At 66.1% G+C, this 17,671-nt stretch carries 13 protein-coding genes; 5 read left to right on the top strand and 8 right to left on the bottom strand.

All coding sequences use genetic code 11. From position 1 onward, the window contains the following. Positions 1-108: 108 nt before the first annotated feature. The 5 genes from JQ617_RS07180 to JQ617_RS07160 are packed head-to-tail and all read right to left on the bottom strand — an operon-like array spanning position 109 to position 6,133. Positions 109-1,560, bottom strand: coding sequence for an aldehyde dehydrogenase (locus tag JQ617_RS07180; RefSeq protein WP_212025478.1), 1,452 nt, complete (start codon positions 1,558-1,560; stop codon positions 109-111). A gap of 27 nt (positions 1,561-1,587) precedes the next feature. Beyond that, positions 1,588-2,319, bottom strand: a complete 732-nt coding sequence (locus JQ617_RS07175; RefSeq protein ID WP_212025476.1) for an ABC transporter ATP-binding protein — start codon at positions 2,317-2,319, stop codon at positions 1,588-1,590. Next, positions 2,312-3,982, bottom strand: a complete 1,671-nt coding sequence (locus JQ617_RS07170; protein ID WP_349630599.1) for a branched-chain amino acid ABC transporter ATP-binding protein/permease — start codon at positions 3,980-3,982, stop codon at positions 2,312-2,314. Before JQ617_RS07170 ends, JQ617_RS07175 begins: the two co-directional genes overlap by 8 nt. After that, positions 3,979-4,854: a branched-chain amino acid ABC transporter permease gene (locus JQ617_RS07165; protein WP_212025474.1), complete on the bottom strand. Its 876-nt coding sequence runs from the start codon at positions 4,852-4,854 to the stop codon at positions 3,979-3,981. Before JQ617_RS07165 ends, JQ617_RS07170 begins: the two co-directional genes overlap by 4 nt. Before the next feature lie 58 nt (positions 4,855-4,912). Beyond that, entirely contained in the window at positions 4,913-6,133 is a 1,221-nt protein-coding gene (locus JQ617_RS07160; RefSeq protein ID WP_212025472.1) for an amino acid ABC transporter substrate-binding protein, read from the bottom strand. Between the two features lie 197 nt (positions 6,134-6,330). Here JQ617_RS07160 and JQ617_RS07155 point away from each other — a divergent pair, with 197 nt between their 5' ends. The 5 genes from JQ617_RS07155 (at position 6,331) to JQ617_RS39905 (ending at position 13,970) form a co-directional block, all read left to right on the top strand. Continuing rightward, on the top strand, positions 6,331-7,254 hold the full coding sequence (locus tag JQ617_RS07155) for a helix-turn-helix domain-containing protein (protein WP_212025470.1): 924 nt from the start codon (positions 6,331-6,333) through the stop codon (positions 7,252-7,254). Between the two features lie 494 nt (positions 7,255-7,748). Then, on the top strand, positions 7,749-8,768 hold the full coding sequence (locus JQ617_RS07150; RefSeq protein ID WP_212025468.1) for a TRAP transporter substrate-binding protein: 1,020 nt from the start codon (positions 7,749-7,751) through the stop codon (positions 8,766-8,768). A gap of 15 nt (positions 8,769-8,783) precedes the next feature. Further along, positions 8,784-10,673, top strand: a complete 1,890-nt coding sequence (locus JQ617_RS07145; protein ID WP_212025466.1) for a TRAP transporter large permease — start codon at positions 8,784-8,786, stop codon at positions 10,671-10,673. A 21-nt stretch (positions 10,674-10,694) separates the two neighbouring features. Next, a complete protein-coding gene (locus tag JQ617_RS07140) occupies positions 10,695-12,344 on the top strand; it encodes an acyl-CoA synthetase (RefSeq protein ID WP_212025464.1) in 1,650 nt (549 codons plus the stop codon). 237 nt (positions 12,345-12,581) lie between these two features. After that, a complete protein-coding gene (locus JQ617_RS39905; RefSeq protein ID WP_212025462.1) occupies positions 12,582-13,970 on the top strand; it encodes an autotransporter outer membrane beta-barrel domain-containing protein in 1,389 nt (462 codons plus the stop codon). A 7-nt stretch (positions 13,971-13,977) separates the two neighbouring features. Here JQ617_RS39905 and JQ617_RS07130 read toward each other — a convergent pair whose 3' ends face one another. Genes JQ617_RS07130 through metG form a run of 3 tightly spaced genes read right to left on the bottom strand, consistent with a single transcriptional unit; the run spans position 13,978 to position 17,614 of the window. Next, complete coding sequence (locus JQ617_RS07130) at positions 13,978-14,775, bottom strand: MBL fold metallo-hydrolase (RefSeq protein WP_212025460.1); 798 nt, start codon at positions 14,773-14,775, stop codon at positions 13,978-13,980. A 13-nt stretch (positions 14,776-14,788) separates the two neighbouring features. Continuing rightward, positions 14,789-15,565: a TatD family hydrolase gene (locus tag JQ617_RS07125; RefSeq protein ID WP_212025458.1), complete on the bottom strand. Its 777-nt coding sequence runs from the start codon at positions 15,563-15,565 to the stop codon at positions 14,789-14,791. 12 nt (positions 15,566-15,577) lie between these two features. Then, positions 15,578-17,614: a methionine--tRNA ligase gene (gene metG / locus JQ617_RS07120; RefSeq protein ID WP_212025456.1), complete on the bottom strand. Its 2,037-nt coding sequence runs from the start codon at positions 17,612-17,614 to the stop codon at positions 15,578-15,580. Positions 17,615-17,671 lie beyond the last annotated feature (57 nt).

Raw genomic sequence — 17,671 nt, 5'->3', positions numbered from 1 at the left:
CCGCGCATTCTATCCTCATCCTGAGGGCCCGCCAACGGCGGGCGTCTCGAAGGATGGCCACAGGGGAAACGCTTTCATCTGCGATGACCCAGCACCGGAGCTAGCGCTTCAGAACGGATAGTGCCGCGGCCCGGTCTGCACCGTGATCCAGCGCAGCTCCGTGAATTCGTCGATCGCGGCCTTGCCGCCGAAGCGACCGTAGCCTGACGCCTTGGTGCCACCGAACGGCATCTGCGGCTCGTCGTGCACGGTCGGCGCATTGACGTGGCAGATGCCGGCTTCGATCCGCTTGGCGACGCCAAGGGCGCGCGCGATGTCGCGGCCGAACACCGCGGAGGAGAGGCCGTATTCAGTGTCATTGGCGACCCGCACCGCCTCGTCCACGCCGCTGACCCGCACGACCGTCACGACCGGGCCAAAGCTTTCCTCGCCATAGATGCGCATCGCCGGGGTGACGTGATCGACGATGGTGGCCGGCATGATCGTGCCGCTCCCGTGTCCGCCCGCCGCAAGCACCGCGCCCTTGGCGACGGCATCGTCGATCAGGCCGCGGACGCGCTCGCACGCAGCGCCGCTGATCAGCGAGCCGAGTACGACATTGCCCTTGCCGGGATCGCCGTGGGGCAGGCTCTTCGCCTTGGCGGCGAACTTGGCGATGAACGCGTCCGCCACCTTGTCGTCGACGACGATCCGCTCCGTCGACATGCAGATCTGCCCCTGGTTCATGAAGGCGCCGAAGGCCGCGGCGTTCACGGCGGCATCGAGGTCGGCATCGTCGAGGATGACGAGCGGGGCCTTGCCGCCGAGCTCCAGCAGCGCGCGCTTGAGATGCTTGGCGCAAGCCAGGGCGATGAGACGGCCGACCCGCGTCGAGCCGGTGAAGTTGACGCGGCGAATGGCGGGATGGGCGATCAGCGCCTCGACCACGGCCTGCGCATCCTCCGGCGCATTGGTCACGACATTGACGACGCCGTCGCCGAGCCCGGCCTCCGCCAGGCAGCTTCCGATCAGGCGGTGCACGCCGGGGCTCATCTCGGAGGCCTTCAGCACCACCGTGTTGCCGCAGGCGAGCGGCATCGCGACCGACCGCACGCCGAGAATGACGGGCGCATTCCACGGCGCAATTCCGAGCACGACGCCGACCGGCTGGCGGAACGCCATCGCGAGATTGTCGGGCTTATCGGACGGAATGACCTCGCCCGAGATCTGCGTCGTCATGGCGGCAGCCTCGCGCAGCATGCCTTCGGCGAGATGCACGTTGAAGCCGGCCCAGCCCGCGGTGGCGCCGGTCTCGGCCACCATCAGCGCGGTGAACTCCGGGGCCCGGCGCGCGAGGATGTCGGCGGCCGCGCTGAGCCGCTTGCGGCGTTCGGAAGGGCCGAGCTGCGACCAGGCCGGGAAGGCGGCGGCCGCGGCATCGGCGGCGCGCATCGCATCGTCGATCGAGGCTGCGGCGACTGTTGTCGCGACCTCGCCGGAGATCGGATTGCGGCGCTGGAAGGTCCGCTGGTTGCTGGCCGACTGGTCCTTGCCGCCGATGAGAAGGTCGATTGCGTTCATGGCGCTCTCCACGAGGTGCTGGGGTGATCAATGAGGGGGCGATGCGGCGCGCGCCTTGCCGAGATAGGCGCGCTGGATCTCGGGATCGTTCTTCATCGCGGCCGCCGGCCCGCTGCCGGCGTTGCGGCCGGACTCGATCAGGTAGACTCGATCGGCGATGTCGAGGCTGGCGCGGGCGTTCTGCTCGACCAGCAGCACACTGAGGCCACTGCTCCGGATCTGCGCCAGCGCGCGAAACACCTCGCGGCTGAGGAGGGGGGAGAGGCCAAGCGAGGGCTCGTCGAGCAAAAGCAGCAGAGGGTTCGACATCAGTGCCCGGCCGATCGCCACCATCTGCTGCTCGCCGCCGCTCATGGTGCGGACGGCCTGGGTCATGCGCTCGGCAAGACGCGGGAAGAGCTGCAGGATCCCGGCGAGCCGATCCGCTTCGCCCGCGCGCGCACGGGCGGGGAAGGCGCCGAGCTGCAAGTTCTCGGCAACGGTCAGGTCACCGAACACGCCGCGTCCCTCCGGCACCAGGGCGATGCCGCGCTCCACGATCAGATGGGCGGGCAGCTCGCCGATGCTCTGTCCCTCGAAGGCGATCGTCGCGCCCGGCGCGGGCCTGATCAGCCCGGCAATGCTCTTGAGCAGGGTGGACTTGCCGGCGCCGTTGGCGCCGAGGATCGCGACGATCTCGCCCTTCCCAATGCCGAGCGCGACATCGGCCAGGGCCTGGTGCTTGCCGTAGAAGTGGGAGAGGGCGGTGACCTCAAGCATCGTCGCCTCCGAGATAGGCGGCGACGACCTTCGGGTCGGCCAGCACATCATCAGGCGTGCCGCGCGCGATCACGCTGCCGGCGTTCATGACGATGCAATGGCTGCACAGCGCCCGGATCGCATCCATGACATGCTCGACCATGATGATGGTGAGGCCGCGGTCGCGCAGTTTCGCGATCAGCGCGATGCCGGTCTCGAGCTCGCTCGGATTGAGGCCCGCCAGCCATTCGTCGAGCAGCACCAGGCGCGGCTGCAGCGCCAGCGCGCGGGCAAGCTCGAGCCGCTTCTGGTCGATATAGGTCAACTCGCTGGCGGCAGCTTCATGCATCGTGCCGAGCCCGACCAGATCCAGCAGCTCGCCTCCCGTCGCGTCCGAACCGTTCGAGGTGGAGAACAGCCGCGCCGCGGCCACGTTCTCGGCGACGGTCAGGTCCGGCATCACCCGCACGAGCTGGAACGTGCGCGCAAGGCCGAGGCGCGCGATCTGATGCGCGCGCAGGCCGTTGAGGACGGTGCCGCTGAACCGGATCGTGCCGGACGACGGGCGCAAGGCGCCGGACAGCGTGTTGAGCAGCGTCGTCTTGCCCGACCCGTTCGGGCCGATGATGCCGATGATCTCGCCCGGCGCGACCGTGAAGCTGACAGCCTCGACCGCGCGCAGCCCGCTGAACGATTTGCTGACGCCGTCGACGGCAAGCAGCGTTGCATCCGTCTTACGAGCTGACCCGGGGGCGGGATTACCCGCCGGAACGCGCCAGCGGCCTGCCCCGAACAGGCCGATCACGCCGTTCGGCAGCGCCATGACGATGACAACGAAGATGATGCCGAGAACGATGCTGAAATGGTTCGGCAGCGTCGCGGTCAGCACCTCGAACAGCAGCACCAGCGGGATGACGCCGAGCACGGGCCCGAACAGCGAGCCGGCGCCGCCGAGCAGGGCCATGATCACGACCTGGAACGAGATGGTCGGGTTGAAGGCGATCGCGGGATCGATATAGGTCCAACGCGGCGCCATCACCGCACCGGTCATCGCCATGAATGTCGCGCTCAGGATGAAGACGCCGAGCTTGATGCGCGTCGCATCGATGCCGGAATGGCTGGCCGCGGTCTCGTCGGCACCGATGGCGCGCAAGGCGAGGCCATAGCGCGAGCGCCCGAGCAGCCAGCCCACCAGGAAGACGATGGCGGTCAGGCCCAGGAGCTGCCAGTAGAGAATGTCCTGCGTCACCGCGCTGAAGAGATAGCGGCCGACCGATTTGTGGATATTGACCTCGTACCAGATCACGAGCTGGCGGATCAGCTCGGCCAGCCCGAACGAGAAGATCACGAAATAGATGCCCGACAGCCGCAGGGTCGAAAGCCCGGTGATGGCAGCGGTCAGGGCGCCGACGCCGGCGGCGGCCAGCAGCACGACCGGCCAGGACATGGTCTCGCCGAGCACCGCGGCCGTGTAGGCGCCGAGGCCGAAGAAGGCGACCGTCGCAAGCGAGACGTAGCGGGTCGGCCCCGAGAACATCGCCCACGCCGTCGCGAGGATGGTGAAATAGAGCACGCTGATGCCGAGAGCGAGATAGTAGCCGTTGGCGTAGAGCGGATAGGTGACGACGGCCGCAGCCAGGCCAAGGGCTGCACACCACAGCGCCGCACGCATGGGCCCGGTCACGACGCGGCCCTCCCGAACAGGCCGGTCGGCTTGATCAGCAGCACGCCGAGAAACAGCGCGTAGGTCGCAGCCAGCGTCAGCCCGGGATCGACCAGCCGCGCCACCGCGGTCTCGACCACGCCGAGCAGCAGCCCCGCCACCAGCGCACCCAGGACGTTGCCGACGCCGCCCATGATGACGACGACCAGCGCCTTCATGGTGAAGACCACGCCCATTGCCGCATTGAAGGTGAGGAACATGCTGACCAGCACGCCGCCGACGGCGACGAGACCGCCGCCGAAAGCAAATGCAAACCCTGACAGCGCGGCCACGTCGATGCCAACAAGGCGCGCGGCATTCGCATCCACCGCGATGGCGCGGACGGCGGTGCCGATGCGGGTGCGGGTGAGGGCGAGATACACCGCAAAGCCGACGACGGCCGCGAACAGCAGCGCAACCAGGCGATTGACCGCCAGGGTCGAGCCCATGATCGTGAGTGGAATGGAGAGATAGCTATAGCTGTAATACTGGCCGCCGAAGGCGACCAGCATGGCGCCCTGGATCACGAACAGCACGCCGAAGGTCACGAGGATGCTGTCGATCTCCTGCGCGCCGCGGTCCTTGCCCCTTCGCATCAGCCGTTCGAGCAGGAAGCGATAGAGCAGCCAGTTCACCACCATCGCGACCGGGACGGCCAGCAGCAGCGCAGCCAGCGGGCTGAGTCCGAGACCGCTGTAGAGCGAGAACGCGCCGAAGGCGGCCGCGACCAGCGACTCCCCGTAGGACAGGTTCATGATCCGCGCCACGCCGTATTGCAGCGTCAGCCCGAGCGCGATCAGCGCGTACATGCCGCCGAGCACGAGGCCCGGCAGGATGATGTCGACAAGCAGCATGAAACGGAGCCCTTCGAGCGGACGGCAGGCCTCGCAAGCGGGAGGCCTGCCAGCGGCCTTACTGCCACGGTGCCTTGGGCACGACCGGCGCACGCGCGCCCGGCAGCGAGGCCGGCGCGAGCGCGTAGAACTCGCCGTTCTGCCACTGGCCGACGCTCCAGACGTCCTGGAGCAGTCCGTCCTTCAGCTTGACCTTGCCGATGATGGTATCGAACGTGCCCGAGCGGATCTCGGCTGCGACCGCGGCGCGATCGAGCTTGCCGACCTTTTCGATCGCCTGCTGCAGCACCTGGAGGCTCGCATAGGTGATCGAGCTCGCCCAGCGATCCGGCTCCTTGCCGGTCGCGGCCTTATGGCGCGCGAGATAGTCCTTCAGCTGCGGCGAATCCGCGTTCCAGCCGCCGATCCCCATCACGCCGTCGCTGTTGCCGGCGAACTTGCCCTTGTAGAGCGGGAAGGCGGTGCCGACGCCGACATAGAAGACCTTCGGATTGAACTTCAGGAGCTGCGCCTGCTCGGTCAGCGCGATCGTATCCGGCGGATAGCTGAAGGCGACGAACGCATCCGGGTTCGACGCGATCGCGTCCTTCAGCAGCGGCTGAAGATCCTGCGCGCCCATCGGATAGGTCTTGTCATAGGTGAGGGTGAAGCCGTGTTTCTTGAAGGCTTCGCGGCCGGCGGCGGAGAGCTCGATGCCGAACTGGTCGGCGACGCTGACCATCGCGACGTTCGCGCCGATCTTGCCTTCGCTCTTGAGCTTGCCGAGCAGATCAGCCAGGCCCTCGGAGATTTGCGCCGACGTGCCGAGCCAGAACGTCGCATTCGACCAGCGCTTGGCGAGCTCCGGCGCCTTGTCGGTCACCGAGGTCACCGCGAGGTGCGGGTAGCCGAGGCGATTGAGCGTCGGGCCGACCGCGAGGTTGAGGCCCGTGCTCCAGGGCGGAAGAATGAAATCGACCTTGTCCTGGTTGGCCAGCCGCTCGATCGCCTTGACGGCTTCCTCCGAGCTGCTGCGGTCATCGTATTCGACCACCTCGATCGCCAGCTTCTTGTCGCCGAGCTTGATGCCTCCGGCGGCGTTCACGTCCTTCACCCACAGCTCGTAATTGGGCAGGGTGGTGATGCCGGCGCCGCCGGCATAGGGGCCGGTCTTGGAGATGGCATAGCCGATCCGGATCTTCTCCTGCGCCTCGGCGGTGGACGCAAAGGTCCCCAGTGCGGTGGCGACGGCCACAAGGCCAGTGACGCGCAGCAACGTTCGACGGTTCGCCGAAAACATGTCGATCCTCCCTCGTGTTTCACGCAAACGATTGTTCGCGACGATGTACTGGGTCGTTCCTCTCAGTCCCGACTTCTTGAGGTGCGGCATGTTTGAGCCCGCCGCGATCAGGACTTGACCTAGCAAGCACCTGGGGATTTGTTCGCACAATGGACAGATCCGGCGAAAGATTGGACTTTTCTGGTCGGGACGGTCTGGTGCGTCGAGGCGTCGCGGGCCCAGGTCCAGTGGCCGCGAGCGGCGCCGCGCCCGTCGGCGCCGAGCTGATCGCCTCGCACTATGTCGCCCGGCGCTGGATGCTGACCTCGAAAGCGGCACGGCCGTTCATTCACCTGCTGTGCCTGCACAGCGCTTCCACGGCCGAGGTCTGCCAGCCCGGCAAGACCACGACATTCACCGGCCCGGTCATCGTCTGGCTACCGGCGGGATCGGCCGAATGGCTTGAGGTGTCGGCCGGTGCGCGCGCCGAGCTGCTGCAGCTGCGCGCGGGCGTGTGGCATCGCTATCTGCCGCCATCAGCCGAAACGGCCTATCTCGCGCTCGAAGCCGCCGGCGGCATCATGGCGCGGCCGGTCGCCCCCGACCTCGTGACCACGATGTCGCGCTCGATAGCGGCAATCGCCGCCGAGATCGCGTCGCCGGCACGCAGCGGCGCGGCGTCGATCCTCTCCGCCGAGCTGACGCTGTGCGTGCTGCGCTTCTGGCGTCTGTTCGCAGGCGATACCGACCGGGACGAGGAGGGCAGTAGCACCGAGATCCTGAGCCGCTTCCGCAGGCTGCTCGAGGAGCGCTACCACCAGCATCTGCGCGTCGGCGATTACGCCGGCCTCCTCGGCATGACGCCGGACCGCCTGCACGCACTCTGCAGCCGCGAGCTGAAGCGTTCGCCGAGCGAGCTGATCCAGCAGCGCGTCGTCAAGGAAGCCGCAAGCCGGCTCGAGGCCGGCACGGTTGCCGTCAAGCAGATCGCCTTTGCGCTGGGCTTCAAGGACACCGCCTATTTCAACCGCTTCTTCCGCAAGCACACCGGCGAGGCTCCAGGCGTCTGGCGCCGGCGCGTTGCGGCCCGCGTCCGCGCCGGACGATCGCCGCCGACGCTCAACTTCGCCGACTGGCCGTGAGCGCCTGACGCCAGAATCGATTGGCCGGAGCACGGACCATCGGCGCTGCAATTCGCGCCAGCTGCTGCAGCCTGCGGCCATCCAATCCACGAGGCATGGCCCAGCGGGGAGCACTGGAGAACGGCCGTCCGGCCAGCCGGGAACAGTCCGGCCCGTCTAGCTCCAGCCATATCCGTAATTCGCATAAGGTATATTATGGAATATCTTTATATACAATTGGATCAGATATTTAGGCAGAATTCCTGCCACTGCACCTTCGCTCCCGCGCCGTTTTCGGCCTCGGCATCCGAGCGTCATCGCAACGCTTGACGGCTACTGTGCATGGGGTTGTTTGCGCGATTTTGTATCCGGCCGCATGTGGCGAAAGCCGATATTGCCGTGACGTTGTCCGGCTGCAATAAGCGAGCTTCGCGAGATCGCAGATGACCTTCTGACGTGACGTCCGTATAGGTTTGCATCTCACAACAAGAACAAACTTCCGAGGAAGCAGACCCATGAGTTTTTCCCGACGCACGCTTCTCAAGGCCTCCGCCGCGACCGCGGTCCTGGGCGGCATTGGCGCGCCCCATGTGGCCCGCGCCCAGAGCGCCGAGTTCACCTATAAATACGCCAACAACCTGCCGGACACCCATCCACTGAACGTGCGCGCCCGGGAGATGGCGGCGGCGATCAAGACCGAGACCAACGGCAAGTTCGACCTTCAGATCTTCCCGAACAACCAGCTCGGGTCCGACACCGACATGCTGAGCCAGATCCGCTCCGGCGGCGTCGAGTTCTTCACGCTGTCCGGCCTGATCCTGTCCACCCTGGTGCCGGCCGCGTCCATCAACGGCATCGGCTTCGCGTTCCCGGACTACGACACGGTCTGGAAGGCCATGGACGGCGATCTCGGCGGCTTCGTCCGCGGCGAGATCAAGAAGGCCGGCCTCGAGGTCATGGACAAGATCTGGGACAACGGCTTCCGCCAGACCACGTCGTCGAGCAAGCCGATCAACGGCCCGGACGATTTCAAGGGCTTCAAGATCCGCGTGCCGGTGTCGCCGCTGTGGACCTCGATGTTCAAGGCGTTCGATGCCGCGCCCGCCTCCATCAACTTCGCCGAGGTCTATTCGGCGCTGCAGACCAAGATCGTCGAAGGCCAGGAGAACCCGTTGGCGATCATCTCGACCGCCAAGCTCTACGAGGTGCAGAAGTACTGCTCGCTGACCAACCACATGTGGGACGGCTTCTGGTTCCTGGCCAACCGCCGCGCCTGGAGCGCGCTGCCGGAGGACATCCGCACCATCGTCGCCAAGAACATCAACGCCGCCGCCGTCAAGGAGCGCGAGGATACCGCCAAGCTCAATGCGAACCTGCAGCAGGAGCTCGCGGGCAAGGGCCTGACCTTCAACCAGCCCGCGGTCGCGCCGTTCCGCGACAAGCTGCGGACCGCCGGCTTCTATGCCGAGTGGAAGGGTAAATACGGCGACCAGGCCTGGGATCTCCTGGAAAAGGCCGTCGGCAAGCTGTCGTAACGCGTTGGAGCCGTCATGGCTCATGTCGAGGCTCAAGTGATGGAAGTAGCGGGCGAGGCGACGGCACAGTCCCCTCGCCGACCTTCGCTGTTGGCCTCGACAGAGCGCCTGCTCGGCCTCCTGGTCGAGATCCCTGCGGCCATCCTGGTGGTCGCGGAGATCGTGATCCTGTTTGCGGGCGTCGTCGCCCGCTACGGCGTGCACCGGCCGCTGATCTGGTCCGACGAGCTCGCCTCGATTCTGTTCCTGTGGCTGGCCATGCTGGGCGCGGCGGTGGCTTTCCGCCGCTCCGAGCACATGCGCATGACCGCGATCGTCGCCAGCGCGCGGCCGGCCATGCGCGCCTATCTCGACGTTGTCGCGACCTCGGCGGCGCTGGCGTTCCTGGCGCTGATCGTGTGGCCGTCGGCCGAATACGCCTACGAGGAAAGCTTCATCACCACGCCGGCGCTGCAGATCTCGAACATGTGGCGTGCGGCGGCGCTGCCGGCCGGCATCTGCCTGATGGCGGCGTTCGCGCTGCTGCGGCTGCTGCGCGCCGCCGACTACCGCATGGTGCTGGCGGCCGTGATCTCGGTCGCCATCGTGGTCGGCCTGTTCTGGCTGGCGCAGCCTTACCTACGGCCGCTCGGCAACCTCAACCTCGTCATCTTCTTCGTCGGAGTCGCCGGCTTCTGCGTCTTTGCCGGCGTTCCCATTGCGTTCGGCTTTGGCCTTGCGATCTTCGGCTATCTGGCGCTGACCACGCGCACGCCGGTCATGGTGCTGGTCGGGCGGATGGACGAGGGCATGAGCCACCTCATCCTGCTCTCGGTGCCGCTGTTCGTGTTCCTGGGGCTGCTGATCGAGATGACGGGCATGGCGCGGGCCATGGTGGCGTTCCTGGCGAGCCTGCTCGGCCATGTCCGTGGCGGCCTCAATTACGTGCTGGTCGGCGCCATGTACCTGGTCTCGGGCATCTCCGGCGCCAAGGCCGCCGACATGGCCGCGGTCGCCCCCGTGCTGTTCCCGGAGATGAAGCAGCGCGGGGCCAAGCCCGGCGATCTCGTCGCGCTGCTGGCGGCGACGGGCGCCCAGACCGAAACCATTCCGCCGAGCCTCGTGCTGATCACGATCGGCTCCGTCACGGGCGTCTCGATCGCCGCGCTGTTCACCGGCGGCCTGCTGCCCGGCGTCGTGCTCGCCGTCACGCTCTGCATGCTGGTGTGGTGGCGTTACCGTCACGAGGACATGAGCCATGTCCGCCGCGCCACGGCCAGTGAGATCGGCAAGACCTTCGTCATTGCCCTGCCCGCGCTCGCACTGCCCTTCGTGATCCGCTACGCCGTGGTCGAGGGCATTGCGACCGCGACCGAAGTCTCCACCATCGGCATCGTCTACGGCGCCCTGGTCGGCCTCCTCGTCTACCGCCGCTTCGACTGGCGGCGGCTGTTTCCTATGCTGGTCGAGACCGCGGCGCTGTCGGGCGCGATCCTTCTGATCATCGGCACGGCGACCGGCATGGCCTGGGGCCTGACGCAATCCGGCTTCTCGCGCTCGCTGGCATCAGCCATGACGGGATTGCCCGGGGGAGCAGCGACCTTCATCGCGGTGTCGATCCTGGCCTTCACCATCCTCGGCAGCGTGCTCGAGGGCATCCCGGCGATCGTGCTGTTCGGCCCGCTGCTGTTTCCGATCGCCCGCGCCGTCGGCGTGCACGAGGTGCACTATGCGATGGTGATCATTCTGGCGATGGGTATCGGGCTGTTCGCTCCGCCCTTCGGTGTCGGCTATTATGCCGCCTGCGCCATCGGACGCGTCGATCCGGCCGAAGGCATCAGGCCGATCTGGGGCTATCTGCTGGCGCTCTTGGTGGGATTGATCATCGTCGCGATCTTCCCATGGATCTCGATCGGATTTCTTTGACGCGTTTGAAGGAGGGTGTCGATGAGTGAGCGCCAGAACCCCTACAATATCGGCCTCGACAAGACCCCCGCCAACTACGTTCCGCTGAGCCCGCTGAGTTTTCTCGCGCGCAGCGCGGCGGTCTATCCCGACCACGTCAGCACCGTCTATGACGGCCGCAGCTTCACGTGGGGGCAGACCTATGACCGCTGCCGGCGCTTTGCGTCGTATCTCGCAGGCAAGGGCATCGGCGTCGGCGACACCGTGGCGGCGATGCTGCCGAACATCCCGGCCATGAACGAGGCGCACTTCGCCGTGCCGATGACGGGCGCCGTGCTCAACGCGCTCAACATCCGTCTCGATGCGCCCTCGATCGCGTTCCAGCTCGACCATGGCGGCGCCAAGATCATCCTGGTCGATCCCGAATTTTCCGGCGTCATCACCGACGCGCTGGCGCGAATGAGCGGGCCGAAGCCGTTCGTGATCGACGTCGACGACGCCGCCTTCAAGGGCGGCAAGCGCATCGGCGAGATCGAATACGAGGCCGCCGTGGCCCAAGGCGATCCCGGCTTCGCCGCGGTCCCGCTCAGCGACGAATGGGATGCGATCGCGCTGAGCTACACCTCGGGCACGACAGGCAATCCCAAGGGCGTCGTCACGCATCATCGCGGCGCCTATCTGAACGCCGTCAGCAACATCCTCGCCGGCAATCTCGGCCAGCATCCGGTGTATCTCTGGACGCTGCCGATGTTCCACTGCAACGGCTGGTGCTTCCCCTGGACCATCGCGGCCGCGGCCGGCATCAATGTCTGCCTGCGCAAGGTCGAGCCGACCAGGATCTTCGAGCTGATCAAGCAGCACGGCGTCACCCACATGTGCGGCGCGCCGATCGTCTACAACACGCTGATCAACGCGCCTGATGCACCGAAGGGCAACGCGGCCCGCCGTGTCGTCGGCCTGATCGCGGGCGCGGCGCCGCCGGTCGCGGTGCTGGAAGGCGCCGAAAGCATCGGCATCAAGCTCACGCATGTCTACGGCCTGACCGAGGTCTACGGCCCCGCCTCCGTCTGCGCCGAGCAGCCCGGCTGGGACGATCTTCCCGCGCCCGAGCGCGCGCGGATGAAGCGGCGGCAGGGCGTGCCCTACCCGCTCGAGGAAGGCGTCACCGTGATCAATCCGCAGACGATGCGGGAGGTGCCGCGCGACAGCGAGACCATCGGCGAGGTCATGTTCCGCGGCAACATCGTGATGAAGGGTTACCTGAAGAACGAGAAGGCGACGAAGGAAGCGTTCGAAGGCGGCTGGTTTCACACCGGCGATCTCGGCGTGCTCGACGAGCACGGCTACGTCACCATCAAGGACCGCTCCAAGGACATCATCATCTCCGGCGGCGAGAACATCTCGTCCGTCGAGGTCGAGGACGTCCTCTACAAGCACCCGGCCGTGCTGTTCGCGGCCGTCGTCGCAAAGCCCGATCCGAAATGGGGCGAAGTGCCCTGCGCCTTCGTCGAGCTGAAGGACGGCGCCAGCGCGAGCGAAGCCGACATCATCGCGTTCTGCCGCACGCAGATGAGCGGATTCAAGACGCCGAAGTCCGTCGTGTTCGGGCCGATCCCGAAGACCTCCACGGGCAAGATCCAGAAATTCCTGCTGCGCAACGAGGTGGGCTCGGCGAAGGCGATCACGGCCTGAGCCGCAGACACATTTTGAAACAATGAGCGCGGCGGCGATGGCCGCATCGTCGCGAAACCGTTTGCGCGGGTTCGACGACATCGCGACATGCCAGGAAAAGATTGGAAAACATTAGAGACGCATTTACGATTCAACTCCGTCGGATTCGCTGTTTCCACTTGATTCGCCGCGCGGGCTGCGCGGCTGGCATCCGGCGCGGTTGGGGCGCTTCATGCGGTTTGTGTCGTGAGCGCAGACGTGCGTGTGCGTCTGACGCTGCTGCTATTGACGGCCGTGTTGCTGCTGCCGCGCGCGGCCGACGCGCAGGTCATGCGCGAATTCGGCGCGTTCGGAGGCTCCGAGAATTTCGGCGCGCCGGGTCCGAACCCGCCCGGCAACGGCTTCAATAATTTCGGCGGCGCGATGAGTGGTCCGATGTACGGCGGACCGCAAGCCTCCGGTTTTGGCGGAGCGCCGTTCGGCGGCGGCAATGGTGGCGCCGGCGGCATGCCGCCGAACTATGGCTGGAACGCCGAGCCGCCCGGACTTGCCGGCACGGCGCGGTTCGGCATGCGACAGGGCTTCGGTAGCGGCTCCGACCAGAGCCCGCAGCGCGAGACGGCGCAGGCCACGTTCCTGGCGATGTCCCAGTTCACGCAGACCCTGCTCGATCCCGCCGTCGATGGCCGCGGCCCAGGCCGGTCCGAACTGGACGCTGAGCTGGCGGCCTACGCCGATATCGGCAACGATCCGACCCATGGCGGCATCGGCCGCGACGCCTACGGGGCGATCTACGGCAGGCCCTCGCTCGCAGCCCCGCAATGGAACGTCTGGGCGGCGGCCTTCGGCGGCTCGCAGATGTCGACCGGCAGCACCGGCTCCGCCAGCCGCAGTTTCGGCACCGTGGCCGGAGCCGATTACTCGCTCTCGCCGCAGACCCGGATGGGCTTTGCACTGGCCGGTGGCGGCACTGGCTTCGCCAACAATTTTTCCAGCGGCCGCTCCGATCTGTTCCAGGCCGGCGCCTTCGTCCGGCACAGCGTCGGACCGACCTATGTTGCCACCGGCCTCGCCTATGGCTGGCAAGCCATCAGCAATGATCATCCGGTGACGCCAGCCGGCTCCGGCCAGCTCGCCACGGCGATCAACGCCAACGCCTATTCCGGCCGCATCGAAGGCGGCTATCGTCTTGCCACACTCTGGCTTGGCATCACACCCTACGCAGCGGCACAGATCACCAGCTTCCGCCTGCCCTCCTCGACCAGTGCGACGCAGCCGCCGCCGGGCGCAGGCAATGCGTTTTCGGGCCCGTCCGGCAGCGACAGTTTCACCGACAGCCGCACCGAGCTCGGCCTCCGCACGAGCACGTCTCTTGCCCTGGCGGGAAGCGAAGTGAACCTACGCGGCCGGCTCGCTTGGGCGCATGGCTTCAACGCGGGGCAAGCGATCCCGGCGGCGTTCCAATTGCAGCCCGGTCCGGGATCGACCGCCGCGGCTACGTCCCTGGCGCCGAACGCCATGCTGACGGGCCTCGCACTCGAGCTGCGCGCTGCGAACGGCTGGTCCGCTGCGGCGAACTTCGACAGCGAAGTGTCGAGCCTGCTGCGCTCCTACACCGGCAAGGCCGTGCTACGCTACGCCTGGTAGACGGCGCTCAGCGCGTCTCCAGCCGCAAGCCGTCATAGGCCGGCACCACGCCTGATGGCAGCGACTGCCTGATGACCTCGTAGTCGACGTCGGCCGTCATGTTGGTGATGACGGCGCGCTTCGGCTTGAAGCGCTCGATCCAGGACAGCGCGTCGTTGATGCTGAAATGGCTGACATGCTGGGTGTAGCGCAGGCCGTCGACGATCCAGAGATCGAGATTTTCGAGCGCGCCCCAGCTCTCGCGCGGGATGTCGTTGAGGTCGGGCGTGTAGGCGGCGTCGCCGATGCGATAGCCGAGCGCGGGGATGGTGCCGTGCTGGACCAGGAAGGCCGTCATCGTCACGGCGCCGCCCTTCCCCAGAATGGTCTGGCTCCCGCCCGCCTCGATCGAATGCCGCGTCAGGATCGGCGGATAGTCGCTGCCCTCAGGCGAAATGAAGCAATAGGAGAAGCGCGACAGAATGTCCTTGGCGGTCGACTGGTTGAAATAGGTCGGGATACGGCGGCGCATGTGCATCACGACCGAGCGCAGATCGTCCATGCCGTGGGTCTGGTCGGCATGTTCGTGCGTCAGGAACACCGCGTCGATGTGGTCGACATTGGTCGAGAGCAACTGCTCGCGCAGGTCCGGCGAGGTGTCGATCACGATCCGCGTGGTGCCGTGCTCGGAGGTCCGTTCGACCAGCAATGAACAGCGCCGGCGGCGGTTCTTCGGATTGTTCGGATCGCAGGCGCCCCAGCCGAGTGCCGGGCGCGGCACGCCGGCGGAGGAGCCGCAGCCCAGGATCGTCAGCGTCAGAGTCATGCGGCTCCCAGTTCTATGCTTTCACCTTGGAGAACAGGCGGAAGAAGTTTTCGCTTGTCTGACGCGAGATCTCGTCGAAGGACACGTCGCGCGTCTCGGCGAGCACTTTCGCCACCTCGACCACATAGGCCGGCTCGTTGCGCTTGCCCCGGAACTTGCCCGGCGCAAGATAGGGCGAGTCGGTTTCAACCAGAATACGATCGGACGGCAGTTCGGCCGCAAGCGCGCGCAAGGCCTCCGACTTCTTGAAGGTCAGGATGCCAGTAAATCCGATATAGAGCCCGAGGGACACCGCCTTGAGCGCCAGCTCTCGGCCGCCGGTGTAACAATGCAGCACGGCGTTAAACGATCCCTTGGCCGTCTCCTCTTCCAGGATACGGGCACAGTCCTCGTCGGCCTCGCGGGTGTGGATCACGAGCGGAAGGCCGGTGGCGCGCGCGGCTGCGATGTGGGCGCGGAATCCCCTCGCCTGCGCCTCAGGCGAGCCGTCGTCGTAGAAGTAGTCGAGCCCGGCCTCGCCAAGCGCGACCACCTTGGGGTGCTGCGTCGCCGCGATCAGCTCGTCAGGTGTGATGCCGTCCTCCTCATCCGCATTGTGCGGATGCGTGCCGACCGAGCAATAGACGTCGTCGAAGCGTTCGGCGATCGCGAGAAGCTGATCGAGCTTCTTCACCCGCGTCGAGATCGTGACCATGCGCACGAGACCGGCCGCACGGGCGCGCGACACGATCCCGTCGAGATCTTCCGCAAAGTCCGGAAAATCCAGATGACAGTGACTGTCGACCAGCATCGTGACGTCCGCCTACGCCGCCGGTTCGATGTAGCGCGGGAACGCCGGCGTCGGCGCCGGCAGCGTCGAGCCTGGTGCGATCCGCCTGTCACCGCCGAGCATCGCAAAACTGCGCTCGCCTGCGGGAATGCCGAGGCAGTCGAGCAGTAGGTTCGAAGCGGTCGGCATCGCCGGCTGGGCCAGGATCGCGATCTGGCGCACGACTTCGGCGGTGACGTAGAGCACCGTCTTCTGCCTGGCAGGATCGGTCTTGGCGAGCGCCCACGGCGCTTCGCCCGCGAAATAGCGGTTGGCCTCCGCGACCACGGCCCACACGGCATTGAGCCAGTGATGGATCTGCTGTGTCGCCATGGCCTCGCGGCTCGCGGCGATCATGCCGTCGGCCATCGCCAGGATCGCCTTGTCGTTGTCGCTGAACTCGCCCGGCTCCGGCAGCACGCCACTGAGCTGCTTTGCGATCATCGACAGCGAACGCTGCGCAAGATTGCCGAGATCGTTGGCGAGATCGGCATTGATGCGCGCGACGATGGCCTCGTGGTTGTAGTTGCCGTCCTGCCCAAACGGCACCTCGCGCAGGAAGAAATAGCGCATCTGGTCGACGCCATACTGGTCGGCGAGGTTGAAGGGATCGACGACGTTGCCGACCGACTTCGACATCTTCTCGCCCCTGTTGAACAGGAAGCCATGCGCATAGACGCGCTTCTGCACGGGGATGCCGGCCGACATCAGGAATGCGGGCCAGTACACCGCGTGGAAGCGGATGATGTCCTTGCCGATGATGTGCACGTCGGCCGGCCAGTAGCGCCAGTTCTTGTCGCTCTCGTCGGGGAAGCCGACGCCGGTGATGTAGTTGGTCAGCGCGTCGACCCAGACATACATCACGTGCTCTTCGTCGCCGGGCACCTTGACGCCCCAGTCGAACGTGGTGCGCGAGATCGAGAGATCGCGCAGGCCGCCCCTGACGAAGCTCACCACCTCGTTGCGGCGCGAGTCCGGGCCGATGAAATCGGGGTTGTCCGTGTACAGCTTGAGCAGCTTGTCCTGATAGGCGGACAGGCGGAAGAAATAGCTCTTCTCCTCGACCCAATCGACCGGCGTACCCTGCGGCCCGAGGCGCACGCCGTCGTCGTTCAGGCGTGTCTCGTCCTCGGCGTAATAAGCTTCGTCGCGAACCGAGTACCAGCCGGCATAGGTGTCGGCGTAGATGTCCCCGTTCGCTTCCATGCGCCGCCAGATCTCCTGGCTAGAGCGATGATGCTGCTCCTCGGTGGTGCGGATGAAGCGGTCGAACGACACGTTCAGACGCTCGTCCATCTCCTTGAAGCGGCCGGCGTTGCGGGCGGCGAGTGCGGAGACCGGCATGTTTTCAGCGGCGGCCGTCTGAACCATCTTCTGACCGTGCTCGTCGGTGCCGGTCAGGAAGAACACGTCCTTGCCGTCGAGCCGCGCAAAGCGCGCCAGCACGTCGGTCGCGATCGCCTCATAGGCGTGACCGATATGCGGAACGCCGTTGGGATAGGCAATCGCGGTCGTGATGTAGAAGACGTTGTCGCGCGCGGGCGCTGCAATTGGTGCTGCGGCTTGCGGATCTGCAACGGGCTTCGGCGCAGGCGGCGCCACGCGTTTTGCGATCTCGGGCTTTGCGATCTCGGATTTCAAGATCTTGGGCTTCGACACCTTGGGCTTCACGACCTTCGGAGGCGAAGCAACAGGGGCCGGCGCAACGGCAACGGCAGGCGCACTCACCCTCGCATTCTTGGCCACTTTCTTCGCCGGAGCCTTGCTCGTAGCCGGACTCTTGGCTGGCTTTTTGGCCGCCTTCTTCACGGTCTTCTTGGCGACGGCCTGCTTCTTTGCAGCTTTGTTGCCGGCCTTCTTTGCCGTCTTCGCGACGCTCTTCTTCGCGCCCTTCTTGGCGGCCGCTTTTTTGGTCTTCTTGACCTTCTTGACGGCCTTGCCGGCGCGCGCCTTCACAGCCTTTTTCGTGGCTTTCTTTGCAGCTTTCTTGCTGCCCTTGGCTTTGACGGTTTTCTTAGCTCGCGTTGCCACGACGAATTCCTTTTACCGGCTTCTCGAAATTTGGAAACGAACCTGAGTTAGGTCATT

The sequence above is a fragment of the Bradyrhizobium sp. KB893862 SZCCT0404 genome (genome assembly GCF_018130885.1).
Taxonomy (GTDB): domain Bacteria; phylum Pseudomonadota; class Alphaproteobacteria; order Rhizobiales; family Xanthobacteraceae; genus Bradyrhizobium; species Bradyrhizobium stylosanthis.
Note: the sequence above shows the minus strand (reverse complement) of the source record. Positions and strands in the feature narration are given on the sequence as shown.